The 22682-nt window shown below is 68.6% G+C and carries 21 protein-coding genes; 6 read left to right on the top strand and 15 right to left on the bottom strand.

Features of this window, described 5'->3' with window-relative positions; all coding sequences use genetic code 11:
• Positions 1 to 4: 4 nt before the first annotated feature.
• The gene (locus AB1281_RS14200; RefSeq protein ID WP_430346216.1) at positions 5 to 1156 is read right to left on the bottom strand and encodes a tetratricopeptide repeat protein; all 1152 of its coding nucleotides are present in this window, start codon (positions 1154 to 1156) and stop codon (positions 5 to 7) included.
• Positions 1157 to 1385: 229 nt separating this feature from the next.
• Between AB1281_RS14200 and AB1281_RS14195 the strand changes: the two genes are divergently transcribed.
• The 4 genes from AB1281_RS14195 to AB1281_RS14180 all read left to right on the top strand — a co-directional run bounded on the left by AB1281_RS14195 (position 1386) and on the right by AB1281_RS14180 (position 4250).
• On the top strand, positions 1386 to 1988 hold the full coding sequence (locus tag AB1281_RS14195; RefSeq protein ID WP_430346215.1) for an HD domain-containing protein: 603 nt from the start codon (positions 1386 to 1388) through the stop codon (positions 1986 to 1988).
• Between the two features lie 49 nt (positions 1989 to 2037).
• Positions 2038 to 2211: an oxidoreductase-like domain-containing protein gene (locus AB1281_RS14190; protein ID WP_032958663.1), complete on the top strand. Its 174-nt coding sequence runs from the start codon at positions 2038 to 2040 to the stop codon at positions 2209 to 2211.
• A complete protein-coding gene (locus tag AB1281_RS14185; RefSeq protein ID WP_014038052.1) occupies positions 2208 to 2825 on the top strand; it encodes a DUF998 domain-containing protein in 618 nt (205 codons plus the stop codon). Before AB1281_RS14190 ends, AB1281_RS14185 begins: the two co-directional genes overlap by 4 nt.
• A 78-nt stretch (positions 2826 to 2903) precedes the next feature.
• Positions 2904 to 4250 (top strand): virulence factor family protein, encoded by a 1347-nt coding sequence (locus AB1281_RS14180; protein ID WP_343202917.1) that lies wholly within the window; start codon positions 2904 to 2906, stop codon positions 4248 to 4250.
• Between the two features lie 82 nt (positions 4251 to 4332).
• Here AB1281_RS14180 and mprF read toward each other — a convergent pair whose 3' ends face one another.
• Positions 4333 to 6897: a bifunctional lysylphosphatidylglycerol flippase/synthetase MprF gene (gene mprF, locus AB1281_RS14175; protein ID WP_430346214.1), complete on the bottom strand. Its 2565-nt coding sequence runs from the start codon at positions 6895 to 6897 to the stop codon at positions 4333 to 4335.
• A 193-nt stretch (positions 6898 to 7090) separates the two neighbouring features.
• Here mprF and AB1281_RS14170 point away from each other — a divergent pair, with 193 nt between their 5' ends.
• The gene (locus AB1281_RS14170; RefSeq protein WP_005418155.1) at positions 7091 to 7438 is read left to right on the top strand and encodes a RidA family protein; all 348 of its coding nucleotides are present in this window, start codon (positions 7091 to 7093) and stop codon (positions 7436 to 7438) included.
• 64 nt (positions 7439 to 7502) lie between these two features.
• Here AB1281_RS14170 and rnfB read toward each other — a convergent pair whose 3' ends face one another.
• The 9 genes from rnfB to AB1281_RS14125 form a co-directional block, all read right to left on the bottom strand.
• Positions 7503 to 7916 carry an Rnf electron transport complex subunit RnfB gene (gene rnfB, locus AB1281_RS14165; protein ID WP_014038049.1) on the bottom strand — a complete coding sequence of 138 codons (414 nt, stop codon included), beginning with the start codon at positions 7914 to 7916 and terminating at the stop codon, positions 7503 to 7505.
• Between the two features lie 25 nt (positions 7917 to 7941).
• Positions 7942 to 8532 (bottom strand): HAD family hydrolase, encoded by a 591-nt coding sequence (locus AB1281_RS14160; RefSeq protein WP_075677000.1) that lies wholly within the window; start codon positions 8530 to 8532, stop codon positions 7942 to 7944.
• A 78-nt stretch (positions 8533 to 8610) separates the two neighbouring features.
• A complete protein-coding gene (metG, locus tag AB1281_RS14155) occupies positions 8611 to 10692 on the bottom strand; it encodes a methionine--tRNA ligase (protein WP_430346213.1) in 2082 nt (693 codons plus the stop codon).
• A 102-nt stretch (positions 10693 to 10794) separates the two neighbouring features.
• Positions 10795 to 11238: a DUF2147 domain-containing protein gene (locus AB1281_RS14150; RefSeq protein WP_014038046.1), complete on the bottom strand. Its 444-nt coding sequence runs from the start codon at positions 11236 to 11238 to the stop codon at positions 10795 to 10797.
• Positions 11239 to 11650: 412 nt separating this feature from the next.
• Complete coding sequence (gene gloA2 / locus AB1281_RS14145; protein WP_049447129.1) at positions 11651 to 12055, bottom strand: SMU1112c/YaeR family gloxylase I-like metalloprotein; 405 nt, start codon at positions 12053 to 12055, stop codon at positions 11651 to 11653.
• Entirely contained in the window at positions 12052 to 13122 is a 1071-nt protein-coding gene (locus tag AB1281_RS14140) for a serine hydrolase domain-containing protein (RefSeq protein WP_430346212.1), read from the bottom strand. Before AB1281_RS14140 ends, gloA2 begins: the two co-directional genes overlap by 4 nt.
• A gap of 16 nt (positions 13123 to 13138) precedes the next feature.
• Positions 13139 to 15079 carry a DUF885 family protein gene (locus tag AB1281_RS14135; protein WP_430346211.1) on the bottom strand — a complete coding sequence of 647 codons (1941 nt, stop codon included), beginning with the start codon at positions 15077 to 15079 and terminating at the stop codon, positions 13139 to 13141.
• 94 nt (positions 15080 to 15173) lie between these two features.
• On the bottom strand, positions 15174 to 15959 hold the full coding sequence (locus AB1281_RS14130; protein WP_014038042.1) for a queuosine precursor transporter: 786 nt from the start codon (positions 15957 to 15959) through the stop codon (positions 15174 to 15176).
• A complete protein-coding gene (locus tag AB1281_RS14125; protein WP_014038041.1) occupies positions 15956 to 16639 on the bottom strand; it encodes a DUF502 domain-containing protein in 684 nt (227 codons plus the stop codon). The genes AB1281_RS14130 and AB1281_RS14125 overlap by 4 nt, the downstream gene beginning before the upstream one ends.
• A 76-nt stretch (positions 16640 to 16715) precedes the next feature.
• On the opposite strand from AB1281_RS14125, the gene AB1281_RS14120 reads away from it, so the two are divergent.
• Positions 16716 to 18032 carry a hypothetical protein gene (locus AB1281_RS14120; protein ID WP_430346210.1) on the top strand — a complete coding sequence of 439 codons (1317 nt, stop codon included), beginning with the start codon at positions 16716 to 16718 and terminating at the stop codon, positions 18030 to 18032.
• 8 nt (positions 18033 to 18040) lie between these two features.
• On the opposite strand, the gene AB1281_RS14115 is transcribed toward AB1281_RS14120, so the two are convergent.
• From AB1281_RS14115 to AB1281_RS14100, 4 genes are all read right to left on the bottom strand, one after another.
• Complete coding sequence (locus tag AB1281_RS14115) at positions 18041 to 18757, bottom strand: hypothetical protein (RefSeq protein WP_430346209.1); 717 nt, start codon at positions 18755 to 18757, stop codon at positions 18041 to 18043.
• Positions 18758 to 18804: 47 nt separating this feature from the next.
• On the bottom strand, positions 18805 to 19257 hold the full coding sequence (locus tag AB1281_RS14110; protein ID WP_014038038.1) for a DUF4442 domain-containing protein: 453 nt from the start codon (positions 19255 to 19257) through the stop codon (positions 18805 to 18807).
• A gap of 68 nt (positions 19258 to 19325) precedes the next feature.
• Entirely contained in the window at positions 19326 to 20951 is a 1626-nt protein-coding gene (locus AB1281_RS14105; protein ID WP_430346208.1) for a CHASE2 domain-containing protein, read from the bottom strand.
• Entirely contained in the window at positions 20948 to 22648 is a 1701-nt protein-coding gene (locus AB1281_RS14100) for a FecR domain-containing protein (protein WP_430346207.1), read from the bottom strand. The genes AB1281_RS14105 and AB1281_RS14100 overlap by 4 nt, the downstream gene beginning before the upstream one ends.
• Positions 22649 to 22682: the final 34 nt, after the last annotated feature.

The raw sequence follows: 22682 nt of genomic DNA, 5'->3' as shown, positions 1-22682 counted from the left end.
GCTTTCAGCGCCTGGCCTGCTGCTGTGCGCGCCAGCGGGCCAGGCTGTCCAGCTTGGCCTGGTAGCGCGCCTGCTGCGGGGCACCGCCCAGCTCCTGCGCGCGCAGCAGTTCACGATCGGCGCGCTTGAGCTGGCCGGCCAGGAAATAGGCCCGCGCCAGCCCGAAGTGGAACTGGTGTGCGGTGTCGTACAGGCGCACGGCCTGCCGGTAATAGCGGATCGCCTGATCCAGTTGGCCGGCGCGTTCGGCCTCGGCGCCGAGCATGTACTGCGCGAACGGATCCTCGCGCTGCACCGACTGCAGCCGCTGCTCCAGCGCCTGCGCCTGCACGACCATGCCCAGCTTTCGGTACAACGCGCTGGCGTTGGTCAGTGCAGCGTCCTGGCGGCCGTCCAGTCGCAGCGCCGTTTCCAGTGCCCGGCGCGCGGCGGCGGCATCGCCCGTACGGTTTTCCAGCACGCCCAGGTTGTTCCAGGTGGCGGCGAAGCTGTTGTCCTGTGCCAGCGCGGCATTGAAGAAGGTGCGTGCACCCACCAGGTCGCCGTTGGCCATGCGTTCGGCGCCGCGGTTGTTGTAGAAGTGTGCCAATGCCCGTGCCTGGCTGATCGGCAGTGGCCCGCGGCGGTCGTACAGCACGTTGCGATCCAGATCGACGGTGGCGAAGCGGCCGGCGAAGCCGACCCCGGCATTGACGTGGCCAACGCTGTAGACCAGGCCCTGGGCCTGGTCCTGGTACCACGACACCACCTGGCCGACTTCCTGCACGCGTGCCTGGATGCCGGCTTCGCGTGCCAGCGCGACGAACATCAGGGTGAAGGCCAGGCAGTTGGCGCGCCGCTGCTGCCAGATCTCGCTGACGGTGAGGGTCGCGTCGGCGTCGTACTGCAGGTCCAGGCCGTGGCGGTCGAAGATCATTTCCACCAGCGCCTGCAGGCGCTGCTCGCGCGAGTAGCTGCGATTGATCACCTGCGTGCGCAGCATGTCGAGCATCGCCGGCGGAATCGCGAATACCTGCTGCGGCGTCGGAATCGTCGGCGCGGCGTTGCTGGCAACAACTGCGGGGGCTTCGGTCGCGGCAGGGTTGAGTGCGATCGCGGACGGTGCCGCCAATGCGGCCAGTGCGAGCAGAACGGATCGGGCGGCAGGACGATACATGACGGCTCCCGGCAGCGGCGGGCGCTCCCGCCTGAGGCGAGTGTAGACCTGTGCGCGCACCGCTGCAGCGACCGTTGGTCGGTCCGCACGTTCATCCACAACCGGTGTGGACCAGCGCTCGAAAAAGCTGTGGACAACCACGTTGCGGCCTGGTGCGAAGGGCGTTGTGAGGGCGTGGTGAAAAAAGTGACAGCTTGCCCGCCACCGGCGCAGGCGGGATGATCCGCGCATGGACTTTTCCCCGCTGACGCTCGCTCCAGTGCAGTGGCAGGCGCTGCAGGACAGCTACGCAACGCCGCCACGGGCCTACCACCACTTCGGCCACGTGCGCGCGGTGCTGCAGCACTGCCAGGAGGTTGCCGACGGCCCCGGCTGGCAGCAGCCGGCCGAGGTCTACCTGGCCGTGCTCTACCACGATGCGATCTACGTGGCGGGGCGAAAGGACAACGAGGCGCGTTCGGCGCAGCTGGCCCTGCAGGCGATCGCGCAGGCGCCGGAACTCGCCGCCGTCGATGCCGCCCGGGTCGAGCAGCTGATCCTGCTGACCGCCCGCCATGGCGCGCTCGGCCCGGACGATGTCGATGCCGAGGCCGCGCTGTTCCTGGACTGCGACATGGCGATCCTGGCCGCGCCGGAACCGCTGTTCGCCGCGTATGACCGTGGCGTGGCCGAGGAGTACAAGGGCGTGGTGCCGGGCTTCCTGTATCGCGCCGGTCGCCGCCGTTTCCTGCAGGGCCTGCTGCGCGCACCGCGCATCTTCCTCAGCGAATTCTTCCATCAGCGCCTCGACGCGGCCGCGCGCGACAACCTGCGCCGCCAGCTGGACCACTGAGCCAGCCCGGTACACTGGGGCCTGTTTCCACTGATCACCGCTTCCAACCGTGTCCGTCCCTGATCCCGATCCCCGTCCGCTGCCGCCGGAAGAGCCCGGTCCCAACGAATGCTGCGGCAGCGGTTGCCCGTTGTGCGTGCTGGATCTGTATGCCGATGAGCTGCAGCGCTACCGCAAGGCGTTGGCCGAATGGCAGGCGCGGCACCCGGAGGCCTCCGCATGAGCCGCGCGCGTCCGGCGGCGCTACTGGCGCTGGCAGCCCTGGCTCTGTTCCTGGCCACCGCGCTGTGGACGCAGTTCGCGCGCACCGACCTGGACTGGGTGCGGGCCACGCTCAGCCTCTACCTGCACGGGCCGTGGGGGCTGGCGTTGCGCGCAGCCTACTGCCTGCTGGCACTGGCGATCGCCCTGCTCGGCATCGCCCTTTATCGCGGCAGCATCGGCCCGCGGCGCAGCGCGGCGGCGCCGCTGCTGTTCACGGTCTCGGCGCTGGGCCTGGCCACGGTCGCCATCGGTGACAGCTGGCTGCCCGAAGCCACGCCGCTGCTGGCACCGTTCATCCATGGGCTGGCGGCCAACACCGCGTTCCTGTGCGCCAGCGTCGGCATGCTGCTGCAGGCCTGGTACCTGCGCCGCGAACCGGGCTGGCAATCCGCCGCCGGCCTGCTCTGGGGCTGGGCCTGGCTGGCCTTCGTGCTGCTGTGGCTGCACGTGCTGTGGCGTGGCGGGCCGCCGCGCGGGCTGGGGCAGAAAGTGGTGATCGTGGTGATCGTGGGCTGGCTGTTGTATCTGGCACTGGCGCTGTATCGACGCAGTCGTCGCGCCGCGGCCTGCTGAAAGCCCAACGGCCTGCACCGGTACGTGCCGTGCACGTGGAGGCAGCGTATCGTGTGCGCATTCCATCGGGGCTGCGATATGAAGCGTGCAGGGCTGGTCAGGGTAATGGGTGTGGTGCTGGCGCTGGCCGCACTGCCGGCAACCGCGGCAGCGACCGTGCAGCAGTTCAGCCACGGACGGTTCGAACAGATTCCGGTGCACATGCCATCGGGAACGCCGCAGCGGGTGGTGATCTGGTTCCATGAACCTTCCGCCGGCGGCGATACCAGCCGTCTGCCGATCGAGGCCCTGCGTGCCGATGGCGCGATGGTCGCAGCCGTGGACATCGCGCACCTGCGCGGGGTGCTCAAGCGTGAGGGCGACCCCACCTGTTCGTTCGGTTCCGGCGACGTCGAGAACTTCTCGCGCTGGCTGCAGGCCTCCCTGCATCTGCCCGGCTACCACCTGCCGCTGGTCGGCGGCGATGGTGAAGGTGCAGAAATGGCCTACTCACTGGCCGCGCAGGCCGACACCCAGGTGTTCGCCGGCCTGCTCACCACCGGCTTCTGCCCGGACCACAACCACGAGCGCATGGTCTGCGGCGATGGCGTGAAGCGCAACAAGCTGCAACCCGCCGAACTGAACTTCCCGTGGTTGAGTGCAGCCGGTGATCACGGTTGCAAGGTGGGTGAGGCCAGCGGGTTCGTGCAGCAGGTCGCGATGGCGCGCGAGTTCAAGCGCACCGCGCGTGGTGATGCCTCACCGGGCCTGGTGGCTGCCGCGCGGGTGATGGGTGCGCAGGCGGGCGTCAGCCTGGCACCGCCGCCGGCCGCGCTGAAGGGCCTGCCGGTGGTGGAAGTACCGGCGACCGGCAACGGCGACACGCTGGCCGTGTTCGTTTCCGGCGATGGTGGCTGGGCCGGCCTAGACAAGGACGTGGCGTCGTCGCTCAACGAGCATGGCGTGGCCGTGGTCGGCATCGACTCGCTGCGCTACTTCTGGAGCGAGCGCACGCCGAAGGGCTTCGCTGCTGACCTGCAGAAGATCATCGACCACTACCGCCAGCAGTGGCACCGCGACAAGGTGATGCTGATCGGTTTCTCGCAGGGCGCCGACGTGCTGCCGGCCACCATCAACCAGCTCGATGCCGATACCCGTGCAGCGCTGGACCGTATCGTGCTGCTGTCGGTAGGCAAGAAGGCCGACTTCGAATTCCACGTCAGCAACTGGCTGGGCGGTGGCGGCGACGGCCTGCCGATCGCGCCGGAAGTGGCCAGACTCCCGACTGGCAAGACGCTGTGCGTGTACGGCCAGGACGACGATGACGCGCTGTGCCCCGGCCTGCCGGCCAACGACGGCGTGCAGAAGGTGAAGCTGCCCGGCGACCACCACTTCAATGGTGACTACGACCGCCTGGCCGAAGTGATCCTCAAGGGCGGGGCGTGAACCGGAGAGCGTGCGAACCAACGGTTCGCACCCACCAGAACGAGCCGCAGTAGCGTCGAGCCATGCTCGACGGATGGCGGCCTCAGTTGCGCCGCGGGTCCAGCGAGATCAGGCGCGTGGCATCGAGCAGCGCCGCCGGCAAGTGCATGCCACCCGGCGCAGCGAGATAGCGTGGCCGCCACTGCGGGTCGAACTTCGACTTGAAGCGGCGCAGGCCACTGAACCCGTAGAAGCGTTCGCCATGCCGCGCCAGCAGGCCGGCCAGGCGGTTCCAGCGGCCGGCCAGGCGATGCTGTGCCAGCCCGGACAGTGGCGCCATGCCCAGCGAGAAGCGTGCATAGCCCTGCGCGCGGCCCCACAGGAACAGTTCGATGAAGAGGAAATCCATCGTGCCCTTTGGCGCCTCGTTGACGTGGCGCATCAGGTCCACCGACAGCTCGGCACCGGCCGGTGCCTGCCACAGGTTGGCGAACGCCACGATCTGGCCTTCGGCCTCGACCAGCGCCACCGGGAAGCGCACCAGGTAGTCCGGGTCGTAGCTGCCCAGCGAGAAGCCCTTTTCGTCGCCGGCCTTGTCTTCCAGCCACGCGTTGGAGATCGCGTGCAGGCGTGGCAGCAGGCTGGGAATCTCTTCCACTTGCGCCACGCGGAACGACAGGCCGCTGCGCTTGCCGCGGTTCCAGGCCTGGCGCAGGTCGGCGCGTTCGCGACCTTCCAGGCCGAAGTCGTGCAGCGGCACCATCGCTTCTTCGCCCAGCTTGACCAGCCCCAGGCCGAGGTCAAGGTAGGTCTGCCAGTAGGTCTCGCCGACCTGGTAGAAGACCGGGCGCAGGCCGAGCCGGTCGGCTTCCTCGCGGAAGCGCCAGATCAATGCGCGGGCGACCTCCGGCGGGCCGACCGGATCGCCCATCGCGATCAGCGAACCGCCATAGCGCTGCATCATCACGAAGCCCTGGTTTGCATCATCACGCAGCACCGCCTTGTCGGCGGTCAGCACCAGGCAGGCCTGGGTATCGGTAGCGCCGGCCAGCACCGGTGCCAATGACTGCAGCGTGGCCTCGTCGGCGGGTTGCAGCGGGCTGCGCGTGCTGTGCAGCAACCGCGCCAGGCCGAACATCACCAGCGCGATGGCCACTACCAGCAACGCACGCAACGCGCGCGGTGCGTTGCCCGACACCGCGAACTGCCACCACAGCTCATTCTGGTATTCGACATGGCTGTAGGTGAAAAACAGCAGCCAGGTGACCGCGACCAGTACCAGGCCGAGGTTGCGCAGCCACGGCCACGACCAGGCTTCGTCCAGCAGCGCGCCCTGGCGGTAGAACTCGCGCCGGGCGGCCCACAACGCCATCGCCACCAGCAACGCGGACACCGCGATCAGCGGCTGGCCGCCGCGCAGCCACAGCGGCAGTGGGGTGATCACGCACACTGCCATTGCCAGCATCCACGCCGCGTGGCTGCGCCGGGCCAGGCCCTGGCCAATCAACAGCAGCGCGACGCCACTGAGGCTGCCGATCAGGTGCGAGGTTTCCAGAATCGGCAGCGAGGCGTTCACCAGGTGACGGCGTGGCGTCGGCAGCGTGCCGTCGATGACCAGCGCCGCGCCGATGCTGAACACCGCCAGCGCGATGATCTGCGGCAGCCATGGGCGCAGCGCATTCCAGCCGGCGCGGGTTGCCCCGGCGCTGGCCTGCAGCGGCTGGCGCAGGGCAGGCGCGAGGGCGAGCAGGGTGGCCAGCACCAGCGGCAGCACGTAGTAGGTAACGCGGTAGATCAACGCCGCCGCCAGCACCGCTGCCGGTGCCACCTGTGGCAGCAGCTTCAACAGGCTCCACTCGAACACGCCCAGGCCGGCCGGCACGGTCGAGACCAGGCCGGCCAGCACCGCCACCAGGTACAGGCCGACGAAGCCGGGCAGGCCGGTCGGCGTGGAGTCCGGCAGCAGCACGTAGAAGGCGGCACTGGCCAGCACCAGCTCGATCACGCTGAGCACGGTGACGCCGATCATGGTGCGGCGGTCGGGCAGCCACAACGCATGGCCGAACACGCTGAACTGCCGGCCATCGCGGCCGACCAGCAGCACGGTACCCAGATAGGCGAGCAGGGCGACGATGCCGACGATGCGCACGGCATCGGGATTCAATGGCAATGCCAACGCCGCTGCCGCCGGTTCCATGCACAACGCCACGCTGATCAGCAGCCACGCACCGAACACGAATCCGAGCGTGCTCATCAGCACCACCTGGCCGATCTGCGCCAGGTCGAGGCCTGCGCTGCGATAGCCGCGCAGGCGCACTGCGCCACCGGTCAACGCGGCAAAGCCCACGGTCTGGCCCAGCGTGTGCGCGAGGAAGGCGGTGATGCCGATGCGCGCCGGATGCACGCGGATGCCGCTGCGGCGCAGGCCGATGGCATCGAAGCCGATCAGGCAGGCGTAGCTGGCCAGGCCGAGTACCACAGTGAGCGCGATCTGGGCGCCGCTGAGCTGGCGGAACGCCTGGCGGATGGCACGGTAGCCGTGCTCATCGAATTCACTGGCCAGGCCATGCAGGGCCAGCGAGAGGATCAGCAGTGGAACGACGATGGTGAGGACCCGCTTCCATGCCGGGGTGGAGGAAGCGGTGGCGGGGTCGGTGGCTGGGGTCATCGGCGCAAGGGTGCGTCAGGAGGGGCGAGGGCAGTGTCAACGCGGGGCGTGGCGCATCGTGCGCCTGTCGCCGTCATTTGACCAGCAGGCGTGTCGTAGCCCGGTAGTGGGGCTGCGCGAAGGTCACCCATGCACCCACCGTTGACCGGTTTGGAGGACAATGCAGGCCTGATCACCCGCAGGAGCCACGCCCATGATGGAGCGTTACGACGTCGGACCGCGCATGTCCGAAATGACCGTGTACAACAAGGTCGCCTATCTCTCCGGCCAGATTCCGGAAGACACCAGCCAGGACATCACCGGGCAGACCCGGCAGGTGCTGGCCGAGATCGACAAGCTGCTGGCGCTGGTCGCCAGTGATCGCCAGCACGTGCTGCGCGCCGAAGTGTTCCTGGCCGACATCGCCGACTTCGACGGCATGAACAAGGCATGGGACGAGTGGGTGGTCGAGGGCGCGACCCCGGCCCGCGCAACGTTCGAAGCCAAGCTGGCCCACGCCGAGTGGAAGGTCGAGATCGTGGTGACGGCAGCGGTGCCGTAATCATTGAACGGGGTCAGATCCCTTTTCCGTTGGAAAAGGGATCTGACCCCTTCTGCAGACCCCGTTACAGGGGCAGCATCTCGATGCAATCCACCGGGCACGGTGGTATGCACAGCTCGCAACCGGTGCACAGATCGGCAATGACCGTGTGCATGTACTTGGCGCCGCCGACGATGGCGTCCACCGGGCAGGCCTGGATGCACTTGGTGCAGCCGATGCAGTCGGCTTCCACGATCAGCGCCACCTGCGGCGCCTTGTGTTCGCCACGCGAACGATCAAACGGAACGGCGGGTACGCCCAGTACCTGCGCCAGTGCGCGCGCGCCGGCATCGCCGCCCGGCGGGCAGCGGTCCACGCCCACCTCGCCGCGCGCCATCGCCTGCGCGTACGGGCGGCAGCCGTCGTAGCCGCATTGCCCGCATTGGGTCTGCGGCAGCAGGCGGTCGAGGCGTTCGGTCAGGGGCGGGATCAGGCTCATGCGTGGCGAAGGCTGCGCGTTGGGATTACTTCAGGGGTTTGCCACGGAACCAGCGCTCGTGCGCCAGCGCCAGCATCGGCTTGTCTTCTGAACTGTCACCGTAGGCATGGATGCGCACGTAGCGCGACAGATCGAACTGGCGGCGGATGTGCTCGACCTTGCGCGGGCCGCAGTCGCCGCCGGCATAACGACCGGTCAGGCGGCCGTCCTGGCTTTCCAGCCGGTTGCAGATCAGCTGCAGGCCCAGCTGCTCGCACCACGGCCGCAGGTACAGGTCCAGCGAGCCGGACACGATCACCACGGTGTGCTGCTGTTCCTTGTGCCAGCGGATCTGTTCCAGCATTTCCGGGCGCACAACCTCGGGCAGGAACTCACGCGAGAAGCCGGCCGCCAGCGTGGTGATGTCATCGCTGTGGCGGTCGCTGAAGGTCAGGCGGGTGACGCGTGCACGGATGCGTTCGGCCGAGATCAGTTTCAGCTTGTATGCGGCCAGCCACGGGCCGACCTTCCACCACGCCTGCGCCAGCTGTTCGGCCGTGGCCACGCGGCGCAGGAAACGGCCATAGGTATCGCAGGTGGTCACGGTGTGGTCGAAGTCGAACAGCGCCAGTTCCATTCCGTTGCTTCCCATCGCGTTGCCTCCGGTGGCCGGTGCTGCCAGCGGGCGTGGCGGTGGCCACGCCCGCTGCGGGCATCAGCGGACCGGCATGCCCGGCTGTGCGCCGCTGTCGGCGTCCAGCAGCGCCAGCGCGCCGCCGTCGAAACCGGCCGACAGGATCATGCCTTCGCTCAGGCCGAAGCGCATCTTGCGCGGGGCCAGGTTGGCGATGAACACCACGCTGCGGCCGACCAGGGCTTCCGGCTCGCCGTAGCTGCCACGGATGCCGGAGAAGATCTGGCGCTTGCCCAGTTCGCCGGCGTCCAGCTCGAAGCGCAGCAGCTTGTCCGAGCCTTCCACGAACTCGCACACCAGCACCTTGCCGATGCGCAGGTCGAGCTTGGCGAAATCGTCGATGCCGATGTAGGCCGGCGCATCGGCGCTCTTTGCGTCGTCCTTGGCCGGGGCCGGTGCAGCCGGTTTGGCGGCGTCGGTCTTGGCGGCGGGGGCGGCAGCGGCGGCCGGCTGCAGGGTGTCCTTGGAGGCGTCGATCATGGCGTCAATCTTCTTCGGGTCGATACGGGTGAACAGCGGGGTGTAGTCGGTGATGCGGTGGCCCAGCAGCGGCTGCGCCAGGTCGGTCCAGTCGTTCACCGGCGCGGTCAGGAAGGCCTCGGCCTGCGCGGCGGTGGCCGGCAGCACCGGCTTCAGTGCGGTGACCAGCACACGGAACAGGTTCAGGCCTTGGCTGCATACGGCCTGCAGCTGTGCGTCGGCACCTTCCTGCTTGGCGATGACCCACGGCTTGACGTCGTCGATGTAGCGGTTGGCTTCGTCAGCCAGGGTCATGGTCAGGCGGATCGCCGCGGCCGGGTCATTGCGCTCGTAGGCTTCACGGATGGGCGCCAGGCCATCGACGAAGCGCTGGTACTGCGCCGCATCGGGCAGCTGCGCGGCCAGCAGGCCGTCGAAGCGCTTGCTGATGAAGCCGGCGCAGCGGCTGGCCAGGTTGACGAACTTGCCGACCAGATCGGCGTTCACACGGGCGATGAAATCACCCAGGTTCAGGTCGAGATCGTCGACGCCGCCGCCGGACTTGGCGGCGTAGTAATAGCGCAGCGCTTCCGGCTCCAGGCCGGCATCGAGGAAGGTACGGGCCATCACGAAGGTGCCACGCGACTTGCTCATCTTGGCGCCGTCCACGGTCAGGTAGCCGTTGACGTGCAGGCGGGTCGGCGCGCGGTGGCCGGTACCGTGCAGCACCGCCGGCCAGAACAGGCCGTGGAAGTTGACGATGTCCTTGCCGATGAAGTGGTGCAGCTCGGTGCTGGTGCCGGCACGCAGGTGCGCTTCGAAGTCTTCGCCGAGCTTGCCGCACAGGGTCTGGAAGCTGGACAGGTAGCCGATCGGCGCATCCAGCCAGACGTAGAAGTACTTGCCCGGCTGGCCGGGAATCTGGAAGCCGAAGTACGGCGCATCGCGCGAGATGTCCCACGCGCGCAGGCCACCTTCGGCATTGAGCCACTCACCGAGCTTGGCCTTCACGCCCGGCAGGGCGACATCGCCGGCCAGCCATTCGCGCAGGAACGCATCGAAGTGGCCCACCTCGAAGAAGAAGTGCTCCGAATCGCGCATTTCCGGCGTGGCACCGGAGATGACCGAACGCGGCTCCTTCAGGTCGGTCGGCGCATAGGTGGCGCCGCAGACTTCGCAGTTGTCGCCGTACTGGTCGGGGCTGCCGCAGTTCGGGCAGATGCCCTTGACGTAGCGGTCGGGCAGGAACATGCCCTTGGCCGGGTCGTAGAACTGCGCCACCGAACGGCGGCTGATGTGGCCGGCCGCTTCCAGCTTCAGGTAGAACTGCTCGGTCAGCGCCTGGTTGGCCGCCGAGTTGGTCGAGTCGTAATGGTCGAAGGCCACGCCGAAGGCGGCGAAGTCACGTTCGTGGCTGGCCTGGATGTTGGCGATGAAGGTTTCCGGGGTGACCCCGGCCTTTTCCGCAGCCAGCATGATCGGCGTGCCGTGGGTGTCGTCGGCGCAGACGAACCAGGCCTTGCCGCCGCTCATTCGCCGCGCACGCACCCAGATGTCAGCCTGGATGTAGCCGACCAGGTGGCCCAGATGCAGCGGGCCGTTGGCGTAGGGCAGGGCGGTGGTGACGAGCGCGGTACGGGTCATGGTCGCGGGGTGAAGCCGAGGGGAACCGCAGAGTATCGCATGCCCGCAACGACGTGACCCGGCCGGGGCCGGGTCACGGGGATGACGCGGGGGCCGGGGCGCTTATTCGCGCTGCCAGGTCTGCGCGCGGCAGATGAAGGCGATGCAGCCGGATACGTCCAGCTTGGTGCCACCCGGCTGCAGCTCCATCTTCGACTTGTAGGTCTTGCCGTTGGCCGGGTCGAGGATGGTGCCGCCGGACCACTTGTTGGCGCCGTCGGCCTTCAGGTTCCAGAGGATGGTCATGCCCTTCACCGGCTTGTTCTTGTTGGCGCCTTCACATCCATCGCAGACCGGGTTCGGGCCCTTGTCCGAGTGCAGGATGTCGACCACTTTGCCGGTCAGCGTGCCGTTCGCGGCCTCGGTGATCTCGACGATCGACTTCACCTTGCCGGTCTTGTCGTCGATGGTCTTCCAGCGGCCGGCGGCGCCGTCGGCGGCCTGGGCCGACAGGGCGGCCAGGCACAGCGGCAGTGCCAGCAGCAGGGTCTTGAAGGTGTTGCGCATGGTCCCCTCCCAGGGTTCATTCCGGCACGCTGCCGGCATGGGTCGACTGTATACCCATTCGGCGGGGTATGGGGAAGAGGGGCTTTGCAGGGCTGCGCCCTGCACCCGCGGTAGTGCCGGCCGCTGGCCGGCAACCTCAACGGCAACGGCGGGATTCCGTGGGATGGCGGGGCGGTGTGGGTGGGCAGGACACGCCGTAAACCCATCCATGGGGGCTCGATGGCGCCATCCATGGCGCCAACGGTCCTGCCCACCCACACCGCCCCACCTCTGACAGATTTCTGCGGCTGTTGGATAGGTGTCGACCTTGGTCGACACGGTAGATCCACGCCATGCGTGGATGGCGTTTCCGGTGACGGCGATTGGGTCAGATCCCTTTTCCGACGGAAAAGGGATCTGACCCACGGGGGCGTCAACCGACCTCGTACAGCTCCAGCGGCAGGTCGTCGGGGTCGGCGAAGAAGGTGAAGCGGCGGCCGGTGTATTCGTCCACGCGGATCGGCTCGCACGCCACGCCATGCGCGGCCAGGCGCTGGATGAATGGCTCCAGCGCGGCCACGCGGAACGCGAGGTGGCGCAGGCCCTGGGCTTCCGGGCGGCTGGGCCGGGGCGGCGGGGAGGGGAAGGAGAACAGTTCCAGCTGCCCGCCGTCGGGCAGGGCCAGGTCCAGCTTCCAGGAATCGCGCGCGCTGCGGTGGTTCTCGGCCAGCACGCGCAGGCCGAGGATGCGCACGTAGAAGTCCTTCGAGCGTGCGTAGTCGCTGCAGATCAGTGCGGCGTGGTGGATGCCCAGCAGGGCGTCGGCATCGCGGGTCATTGCAGGGTGTCCAGCCAGCGCTGGGCGATCTTCAGCGCCAGCGGATAGGGTTCGGGGTCGTTGCGGTTGGTCAGCACGATCACGGTCAGGTGCTTCTCCGGGTGGCGCACGATCACGTTGCGGAAGCCGATGCTCTCGCCGCTGTGCCATTGCACCGGGCCATTCAGGCGCCAGCCGAAGCCGTAGTGCGGCACGTCCGTTTCGGGTGTTGCCGTGGCCGGGCTGAACATCGCGCGGCGCGAGGCCTTCGAGAGCAGGCGGTCGTCGTACAGCGCCGCATCCCAGCGGGCCAGGTCGTCCAGCGAGGAATAGATGCCGCCATCGCCGAGCACGGCGCTGGTGGTGCTCTGGTCGGTGCGTTGCCAACGGCCATCGATCCAGCTGTAGCCATAGGCGCGTGCGGCGATGGTATCGACGCCGTCCTGGTGGGCCACGGTGTGGGCCATGCCCAGTGGGCGGAAGATGCGCTGCTGCAGGAAGGCTGCGAAATCCTGGCCGGAGGCGCGTCCGACGATCAGTGCCAGCAGCGCATAGCCGCTGTTGCTGTAGTGGTACTGCGTGCCGGGCGCGAAATTCAGCCGGTCCTGGCGCGACAGCAGGGTCAGTACATCGGCGTCGTGCACCTGGCGGCTGTCGGCCGGGTCCATCAGGTCTTCGTAGTCGAGCAGGCCACCGGTGTGCGAGAGCAGCTGGCGGATGGTGATGGCGGCGGCAGCCGGTGGCAGTTCGGGCAGCCATTGCCGGGCAGGTTGATCCAGCCCGAGCCGGCCATCTTCCACCAGCAGCAGCACCGCCGCAGCGGTGAACTGCTTGCTGACCGAGGCCAGCCGGAAGTTGCTGGCCGCGGTGACCGCGGTGCCGTCCTCGACCACCGCCAGGCCATAGCCGCGGCGGAATACCGGCTTTCCGTCATGCAGCACCAGTACGGCGGCGCCGGGCACCTGGCCGTCGTAGGCCTGCATCAGGCCGTCGATGCCCGCATCCGGTGGGGTCAGCACCGGAGCGGCGGAGGTGGCCAGCGGCAGCAGGCCCAGCACGATGGCGAACAGGGCGACGGCAGGACGCATGGCGGCTCCGGAAGGGTCAGGGTGACGGGGCGGGCGTGGCGCTGGCCGGCTGGGCCATCCAGCGTTCCATCTTGCGGTCCAGCACGTCCAGCGGCATCGAGCCGTCCTTCAGCAGTTCGGCGTGGAAGCGGCGCAGGTCGAAGGCGGCGCCCTGGCGCGCCTTGGCCTTGTCGCGCAGGGCAACAATGGTGGTCAGGCCAGCCACGTTGGACAGCGCCTGGCCGGGCTGGGCCATGATCCGCTCGACTTCGGCGTTGGCATCGTCGCTGCTCATGTCCACGGTCTTCTGCAGGTAGGTGACAGCCTGCTGCTTGCTCCAGCCCTGGGCGTTCACGCCGGTATCGGCCACCACGCGGGCGGCGCGCAGCAGGCGCGAGTACAGGTAGCCGATGCGGTCGTAGGGATCGGTGTAGATGCCCAGGTCTTCGCCCAGCGTTTCGGCGTAAAGGCCCCAGCCTTCGACGAAGGCGAGGTCGCCACCGAGGCGGCGGAAGCGCGGCAGCTTGGCCAGCTCCTGCTGCAGGCCCAGCTGCACGTGGTGGCCGGGGATCGCTTCATGCAGGTACTGCACCGGCACGTTCCAGCGCTTGCGGCTGGGCAGGTCGCGGGTGTTCACGTACAGCACCGCGGATTGCCCGGGCAGTGCCGGCTGGTAGGCCGCGGCCGCGGCGGTCAGTGCACGCTCCGGTTCCACCGCGCGTACGTCCAGCGGCGCCTTCGGCATCGTATCCAGCACCTGCGGCAGGCGTGCGTTGACCTGCTGCTGCACCTGGCGGTAACGGTTGATCAGCGCGTTGGCATCGCCGTACTGGAACTGGCGGTCGTTGCGCATGCTGCGCAGGAGCTTGGTGGGGGTGCCGCGCAGCTTGGCATCCTTCATCACCGTGGCGATCTGGGCCTGCAGTTCCTGCACGCGTTGTTCGCCCAGCGCGTGCAGCTGCGCGGCGGTCTGGTCGCTGGCGGTGGTCTGCACGATCAGGTTGGCGTACCAGGCCTGGCCATCGGGCAGAGCGCCCAGGCCACTGCTGGCGCGGGTGGCGGGCAGGTATTCGGTAGCGATGAAGCCGCGCAGGGCGCGGTAGGCCGGCATGATGCGCAGTTCGATCATGCGCTTGTACTCGGCGCTGATGCGCGCCTTGTCCTCAGCCGGGATGGTGTTCGGCATGGTACGGATCGGCGACCAGAAGATGCTTTCCTCGGCGGTCGGCTTGATCACTGCATCCAGCTGCGGCAGCACTTTTTCCATCAGGTCGCGCGGCTGTACCACGCCGGCCTTCATGCCCTGGCGCATGTTGTCGATGGCCTGGTCGAACAGCTCGGGAATGCCCAGCGAACGGCGCGACCAGGTGTCGTAGTCCTGCACGGTGTTGAACGGCTGCGCGCCGGCACCGGCACCGAGAATCGCCATGATGCTGCCGATGTTGTAGTACTGGCTGATCGGCATCATCCAGCTCGGGTAGCGCTCGGCGGCCAGCGAGGCGCGTGCGTCGCGCACGAAGATCTCGTAGCTGAGCAGGTCCTGGCCCTGCAGGCCGTCACTGCCGAGCTTCTCGACCTTGCCCAGCCATTGCGTGGTGAAGTCGTGCGACTGCTGGCGCCAGGCGGCGGACAGGATGTTGGGCAGCTGGTCGTTGTAGCGGGGTTCGCCTTGGAAGGTGGCCTGCAGCGGGTTCAACCGCATCGAGGCATCCCAGTATTCGTCGTACAGGCGCTCCAGCTGTACCTGCTTGGGTACGGCACGGGCCGGCGCGACCGGGCGCGGCGCGGCGCGGCGTGCCGAGCTGCCACGTGCCGGCGCGGTGGCGCGGGCGGGCTTGGCCTTGGGCTTGGCAGCCTGGCGGGTCTGCGCGGCGGCAGGGCGGCTGGCCTTCTTCTTCGCTGCTTCGGCCGACGGCACGGCACTGAACAGGAACAACGCGGCGATGGCGGCGGCCAGGGCGCGGGTGGGATGCGGCATCAGGAGCTTCCGTGGAACACAGACCGTGGAGCTTGCACGATCCGGCCGCGTACGGCCAGCGTGAAGGCGCAGTCAGCTTGACGTCGCTGGGGCTTCAGTCAGCCGCCGCCGCAGCGCGCAACGCAGCGGCCCTGTCTGCGCCCAGATAGCGGGTGATCGCACGCCGCATCAGGTACAGCAGCGGAATCAAGGCAATCGCAAAGCCCATCTTGTAGATGTAGTTGACGCTGCTGACGGCCAGGAACAGCGAGGTCGGCCAGTGCTGCGGTCCGAGCACGAAGGCGATCCAGATCACCACGAAGCTGTCCACCACCTGCGAGATCGCGGTGGACCCGGTCGCACGCAGCCACACGTGGCGCTCGCCGGTGGCCTGGCGGATGCGATGGAACACCGCCACGTCGATCAGCTGGCCGAGCAGGAAGGCCACCAGCGAACCGGCGATGGTCCACATGCCCTGGCCGAACACCGCTGCGAATGCGGCCTGGTAGTCCGGCACGCCGTGGCCGTCCATCGAGGTGACCCACCAGCTGGCCGGTGCCAGCGAGATCGCCGCGAAGGCGAACAGGAAGCCATAGGCGATCAGCACCACGGCCAGCCACGAGATGAAGCGCACGCCGCGCTTGCCGAAAAACTCGTTGATGGTGTCGGTCATGATGAACACCACCGGCCACAGCAGGGTGCCGGCGGTGAAGCTGAGCGAGCCGGTCTGGCCGAACAGGTTCCAGTTCAACGGATCGATGCCGAGCGTGTCTTCCAGCGCGAAGATCTTCACTCCGATCAGCTCGGCCAGCACCGCATTGCCGCAGAAGAACGCGGCCAGCACGATGAACAGCAGGACCGCGCGGTCCTGCAGCGGGCGCTCGATCGGCGCCGCGGTCATTCGCTGCGATCGCCGGCGCGCGTGAACGGAACGCTGGACGGCGCGACGGCGCCGCCGGAAATGATGAAGCTCATGGCCTGGTCGACGGTCCAGTCGGTCGGGGTCAGCAGCTCCACCGGCACGATTTCCAGGTAGCCCGAAGTCGGGTTCGGCGTGGTTGGCACGTACACCGCGGCCAGTTCACGGTCGGTGCCGTGTTCCTTGATCACGCGGGTGACCAGCCCGACCGACTTCATGTCGCGGTGCGGGAAGTCGATCAGCACCACGCGCTGGGTGCTGCCCGGTTCGGTCTGCAGCATGTCCAGCAGCTTCTTGGCGCTGTCGTAGATGATGCTGGCCAGCGGAATGCGCTTGATGACCGCGCCCACCCAGCGCAGCAGGCGCTGGCCGAGCACGCGGCGGCTGGCCACGCCCACCGCCAGGATCACCAGCAGGGTGGCCAGCAGGGCGATGGTGTCCTGGATCCACTCGGCACGGACCCAGCCGAGGTAGTGCGGAAAGCTCGTCGCGATCTGCTCGGAAAGCGGCACCACCAACGGGCTGGAAATGCCCGACAGCAGCACGAACACGAACTTGACCACGACCCAGGTCAGCCAGATCGGCAGCAGGGTGAGCAGGCCGGTCAGGAACAGGCGCTGCAGGGAGGGGCGGGGGACCAGGGCGGGGGCTTCGAGCGACATGTGCGCATTGTAGCGGTCACGGCCGGTCGATTACGCTGGGGAATCGACTGCGGCAACGGCACATGGAAGGGAAGCTGTGTTGAAGATTCTGCGCGGACTGGGTTGGACCCTGGCAGGCCTGCTGGTGCTGGCCATCGTGGTGTGGTGCGCCTCGCGCATGTGGCCGGTGCCGGAATCGCGGTTGCAGGCGCAGCAGCGGCTGGAGGCACGCCTGCCCTTCCACGGCCACAACGGCTTCGCGCTGCTGTGGACGCTCGCGTTCGACGATCTCGACACACACCAGCGCGAACAGGCGTTGGCCGCGGATGTGCAGCGTTGGGAGGCGGATCCGCGCGGCAATGGCGGCGCCGGACCGCAGCTGGCGGAGGACCACGACGAGCTGCGATCGCGGCCGGCGGCCAGCTGCGGACCGACCGCCAGCGACTGCCTGGGCCAGGTGCGCGCCGATCCGCAGCGCTTCATTGATGCCCACGCTGGCCACCAGCAGCTGCATGCGCGCTTGGACCAGCTGGCCGATGCGGACCACTTCGCATCGCCGTTCCGGCCCATGGGCGATGGCATCCTGGTGCCGCTGCCGACCTATGGCCTGATGGTCGATGCCACCAGCGCACGCGCGCTGGCCTATGTGCAGGGCGATATCGACGGTGCGTTGCGTGGCAGTTGCCGGGGCCTGCAGTTGGGCCGCCGGCTGGTGACGGGCGGCAGTTACCTGGTGGAGAGCATCATCGGTGCCAGCCTGGTGCAGGCCAATGCCCAGCTGCTGGCCGACATGCTGGTCGAGCTGCCGGCCGACCATCCGCTGCCAGCGGAATGCGAGCAGGCGATGCAGCCGATGCTGGCCGCCGAACAGAGCCTGTGCCGGGCGATGCAGGGTGAGTACGCGATGAGCCGGGCCGCGATCGAAACCTCGGCGCAGGAATTCGGCGGGGTGCTGGTACTCGATCGCAGCAGCACCCTGGCGCGCGCGGCGGGCAATCTGGGCTGGGCCTGCGGCTCGGCGGCCATGGCGGCGCTGGAAGCGGATCGCCCGCTGCCGGTCCCGGCACCGCCGCCGCATGACTTCGGCTGCCTGTCGAACATCATGGGGTGCGTGCTGACCGATATCGCCCGCCCGGTCTATCCCGCCTATTCGTCACGGACCCAGGATGCCGCCGCGATGGTGCGGCTGATCGGCGCGCAGCGCTGGCTGCGGCAGCAGGCGGAGGAGCCGGTGGATGCGTTGCAGCGCCTGCCTGCCCAGTTCCGCTCGCCGGTGCGGGCACCGCAGCTGTCGGCCGATGGCCGCCGCCTCCAGGTGCCGCGGCGTTCACCGTCGCGCAGCACCGACGAGAGCCCATGGCTGTCGGTGCCGCTGGTGATGGAGAACGCCCCGGGCGCTGCTGCGCGCGACTGATCAGCGGCTCAGTCGCTGCCCGCCAGCGGATCGAATGCCCAACCATCACCGATGGTCTGCAGTGTCCAGCGGCGACGGCTCTGCAGGGGCTCCCAGCGCACGCTGTCCTTGTCGTCCTCGATGCTGCCTTCGCTCCGCTTCACCTTGCGGGTGGAGAAGTTCACGCTCACCGATTCGGTCTGCCCGGAATTGCGCATCACCGAGTTCTGGTCGTAGCCGATCAGCACAAAGGCATCGTCCTGCCAGCGGAAGGTGAAGGCGGTCGTTCCCATTGACCAGCTTCCCGCGCTGGCGAATGAGAACAGCGCGACCTTCAGGGTGCCGCGCTGGATGCTGACGTTGCCGTCTTCGAGCGGGTCGCTCATCACCGGATTGTCCGGGCGCGGTATCAGCTGGTGGTCCTGCACCGCCAGCACATAGCCGGAGGGGCGCGACCACGCCACGACGAGAATGCGCGGGTTGCTGTCGTACGGCGAGGGGCCGAAGCCATCGTGCTCGATGACGTTGCGTGGCTCCTGCTGGCGCAGCACCAGCACCAGGTCCGCGCGGCCATCCTGGTCGAGATCGCCTTCGACACTCGATTCAAGTGTCCAGCCCTGGGGTACGAAACCGGCGGCAGTGGCCGCCTGGGCTGGCAGCGTCGGATACCGCACCGGTGGCAGGTCGAGGGCGTGGGCGCTGAAGGACAGGGTGGTCAGCAGTGTGGCAAGTGCATACGGGCGCATCGGAGCCTCCATGGCAGGGAGGCAGAGGATAGCGCCCGCGTGCTGGATCAGCGTGCGTGCGGCTTCAACCGCAGGTAGACCTGCTTGCGTACCTGGGCGACCACCTCGCCGCTTTCGTCGACGACATCGTTGCTGAACCAGCGCAGCACCTTCTCACCGCCAGCCGCTTCGGCACGCAGTTCATCCAGCAATGCATCGTCGATGCGGAACGAGGTGCGCACCGTGCCCCGGCCAGGCTTGAGGAAATCGATCGCGCCGGCCCGGTCCCACACGTAGTAGTCACGGCCCAGGATGTGCAGCAGGCCCAGCATCCAGAACGGATCGGTCATCGCGAACAGGCTGCCGCCGAAATGCGTGCCCACGTAGTTGCGGTTCCAGGGCCGCATCCGCAGTGCCACGTCGATCTGCCGGTAATCGGGCGTGATCCGGGTGACGTGGATGCCGGTGAACAGGAACGGCGGCCAGAGGTTGATGCCGAAGCGGAACAGGCGGGCGTTCATGCGGGTCCGGGGCGCGAGGCGAGGTGCCCAGTCTAACCATTCGCATGCGTATGTTGCACCCCGGGGGGTCACGTCCCGCCGTCGATCATGTACCCGTCGCGGCCGTTGGCCTTGGCCTGGTACAGGGCGGTGTCGGCGCCCTCCACGAAATGGTGCGGTTGCAGGTCACCGTCGGGCACGCGGGTGAATACACCGATGGTGAGCGTGACGCCGTCATCGCTGCCATCGCCCGGCGCCGGCAGTGCACGCACGCAGGCAATCAGGTCCTCGATCACCCGGCGCGCGCCCTCGGCCGGCGTATCCGGCAGCACCAGTGCGAATTCGTCGCCACCGTAGCGCGCCGCCATGTCGCGCGGGCGACGGGCATGCGCGCCGATCAGGCGGGCGACATCACGCAGCACGCGGTCACCGACCTGGTGGCCATGGCGGTCGTTGTGGCGCTTGAAGTGGTCGACGTCGATCAGCGCCAGGCTCAATGGCTTGCCACTGCGCCGCGCGGCATCGCATTCCTGCTGCAGTGACTGCTCGAAGCGCAGGCGGTTGCCCAGGCCGGTGAGGGCATCGCGGTTGGCCAGGCGGTGCCAGGCGGAGATCCGCCACACCGCCCAGACCAGCAGTGCCAGCACCACGCCCAGCATTGCGCTGGCCGGTGCCCACCACAGGTCTCCCGTGCGCAGCAGCAGCCAGCTCAGCAGCGGTGGCATCGGCAATGAACACAGCGCGGCCAGCCAGGGCAGGCGCAGGCCGAGCAGGATCACGCACAGCGCCACCAGCACGCCGCTGATGGCGTGCTGCCACGCGTGCGGCAGCACATCGATCTGCTTGTGCTGCAGCAGCATCGAGGTGATGTTGGCCTGGTATTCGCTGCCGCTCATCCAGAATTCGCGGGTGGTCGGGGTCAGCAGGCGAGGGGCGATGCCGCTCGCCGTCATGCCGACCACGATGCGGCGGCCATGCAGCATCGCCATGTCCACGTGGCCATCGAGCACGTCCGCATAGGACACCTGCGGCAACCGCTCGGGCGGGCCGGCGTAGCGCACGCGTACGTAATCGTCGCGACGCCATTGATAGGGCGAGCCCAGCGCCGGGTCGGGGTCGGGCAGGCCGTGTACCGCACCCGCAGGCAGGTCGGCCAGTGCCAGGCCCAGTGCCGGCCAATGCGGTTGGCCGATGCCGGCGTGCAGATAGACGCCGCGGGCGACGCCGTCGCCATCCACCTCGACATCGGTGTGGCCGATCGCGGCGGCACTGGCGGCGATCTGCGGGATCGGCAGCATTTCCTCGGCCATGCGGTCGCCGGCCGCCGGTGCCGCCAGCACCGGCAGCACCACCCGGCCATTGCGTCGGATCGCCGCCGCCAGCTCGTCATCCTGGCGGCTGTCGCGACGGTCGGGTTCGGACAGCATCAGGTCGAGCGCAACGCGTTCGGCGCCGGCATCGGTCAGGCGGTCCAGCAGGCGGGCGTGCACCGAGCGCGGCCAGGGCCACTGGCCGATACGCTGCAGGCTGCCTTCGTCGATGGCCACGATCAGCACGCTGGGGTCGGGGCGGTAGTCCCAGTTGCCGACCAGCGCGTCATAGGCCGCCTCGTCCTGCCGCCACAGCCATTGGCCCTGGCTGGCCACGACGGTCAGCACGCCGGCAAGCAGGGCCAGCAGGATCCGCTTCGACCATGGCAGCGGCGAACGCCTCACAACAACAGCCAGAGCAGCAGCGCACCGCCACCGGCGCCGTAGCACAGGCGGCATGGCAGCGGGATCTGTTGGGCCGGGGAGAAATCGCCGGCGTGGCCGTCATCGTCGACGTACTGCACGCGTACGTGCAGGGTGCCGCTCCACGGGCGCTTGAAGCTCACCTGCGGCTGGGCCACGGTCTCGTCGACCAGCGGCGCCTTGAAGTCACCGCGGCGATCCACCTGCACCCGGTAGCGCTGGCCTTCGCTGCCGGCCTGCCAGCGCAGCGTCAGCTCGCCGTGCGCGGCCTCGGGCGGTTGCAGGGCTGGGTCCACCGGCTCGTTGCTCAGCTGCAGCGGCAGCGCCTGGCCGTAGCGGCCCTGGTGGCCTTCGGCGTCGCGCGAGGCCACGCGCCAGTAATACTGGCCGGGCGGCAGCGGTTGCGCCAGGCGCAGGTCGGTCGCATGGGTGGCCTGCTCCTGCAGTGGCTGCTGGAAGCCGGGTTCGGCGGCGATCTGCAGCACGCTGCTGCGCGCACCGGGGGCCTGGCTCCAGCGGAACCGTGGGCGGTCGCTGTTGATCGTCTGCCCATGCAGCGGCGATACGGTCAGCGGCGGCGGCGGCTGGTCGCTGAGTTCGAAATCGGCGCTCGCATCCAGGCCTTCGACGCCCTGTGCGTCGACCGCGCGCAACAGGATGCGCAGCTGGCCGGGCGGCAGGTCGCCGATCGCCAGCCGGGTGTCGGCGGTGGTGGCGGCGAACAGCAGGATCTCCGGCGTTGCTGCCTGCACCACTTCCACCCGGTAGTGATCGGCGCCAGCGACCGGTTCCCAGGCAAGCAGGGTCGGCAGCGGCGCAAGGCGCAGCGCGTCATTGCGCAGCGTCGGCGCCGGCAGCAGGGCCGAGACCGCGGCGGGAGCCGCATCGGCGCTGCTGCTGCGGGTGGCCTGGCCCGGCCGGACCAGGCGCTGGCCATGGGGGTTGCCGACCTGCACCTTGCCCTGCAGGACCTCGGTGGCGCCGACGTGCCCGGTATCCCCGGCGCTGACCCGGAACACCGTGCCGCGCACGCTGCTGGTCGCGGTGGGCGCATCGATGATGTAACGCGAGGCCGGACCGCGCGCCGGCGTTACCCGGTTGCTGGCACGTCCCTGCTGCAGGCGCAGGCGGGTGTCGACCATGCCGGTGTGGCCGTAGCGGCTCAGCTGGTCCAGGCGCAGGCGCGAGTATTCGCGCAGCTGCAGGCGCGAGGCATCGGCGAATTCCAGGGTGATGCTGGAATCGCCCTCGGTCTCCACGGTGTCACCGATATGCAGCTGCTCGCCGGCCTGGATGGCACGGGTCGCGGTGCCATCGGCACCGGACAGCTCGACCTTGCCGCGCACGGACAGCACCCGGGCCGGCGCCGGTTCGGTGCGCAGCCAGCTGATCGGGAAGCGCAGCAGCTGGCCCGGCGGCAACTGGTAGGGGTTGTCGATGCGGTTGTGCTGCTGCAGCTGCTGCCAGCGCACCGAGGGTTTCAGGTACAGCCCACCCAGGTCCCACAGGGTATCGCCGGGGCGGACCCGGTAGTTCCAGTCCTGGGCGCCGGCGATGGCAGGCAGCAGGAACAGGGCGCAGAGCAGGGCGCCCGTTAAACGCATGGCGAACGACAGAGAGCGGACGACGGTCACAGTTTGCAATCCCGGCAATGCGGGGGTGCAGCTGCAAGACCCCATGGCCCCGACCTCATCCCCCCGAACGGATCGTGGC

Source organism: Stenotrophomonas sp. NRRL B-14846, from assembly GCF_050473585.1.
Lineage (GTDB): Bacteria > Pseudomonadota > Gammaproteobacteria > Xanthomonadales > Xanthomonadaceae > Stenotrophomonas.
The sequence above is the reverse complement of the archived record's forward strand: the minus strand, read 5'-3'. Positions and strand labels throughout refer to the sequence as shown.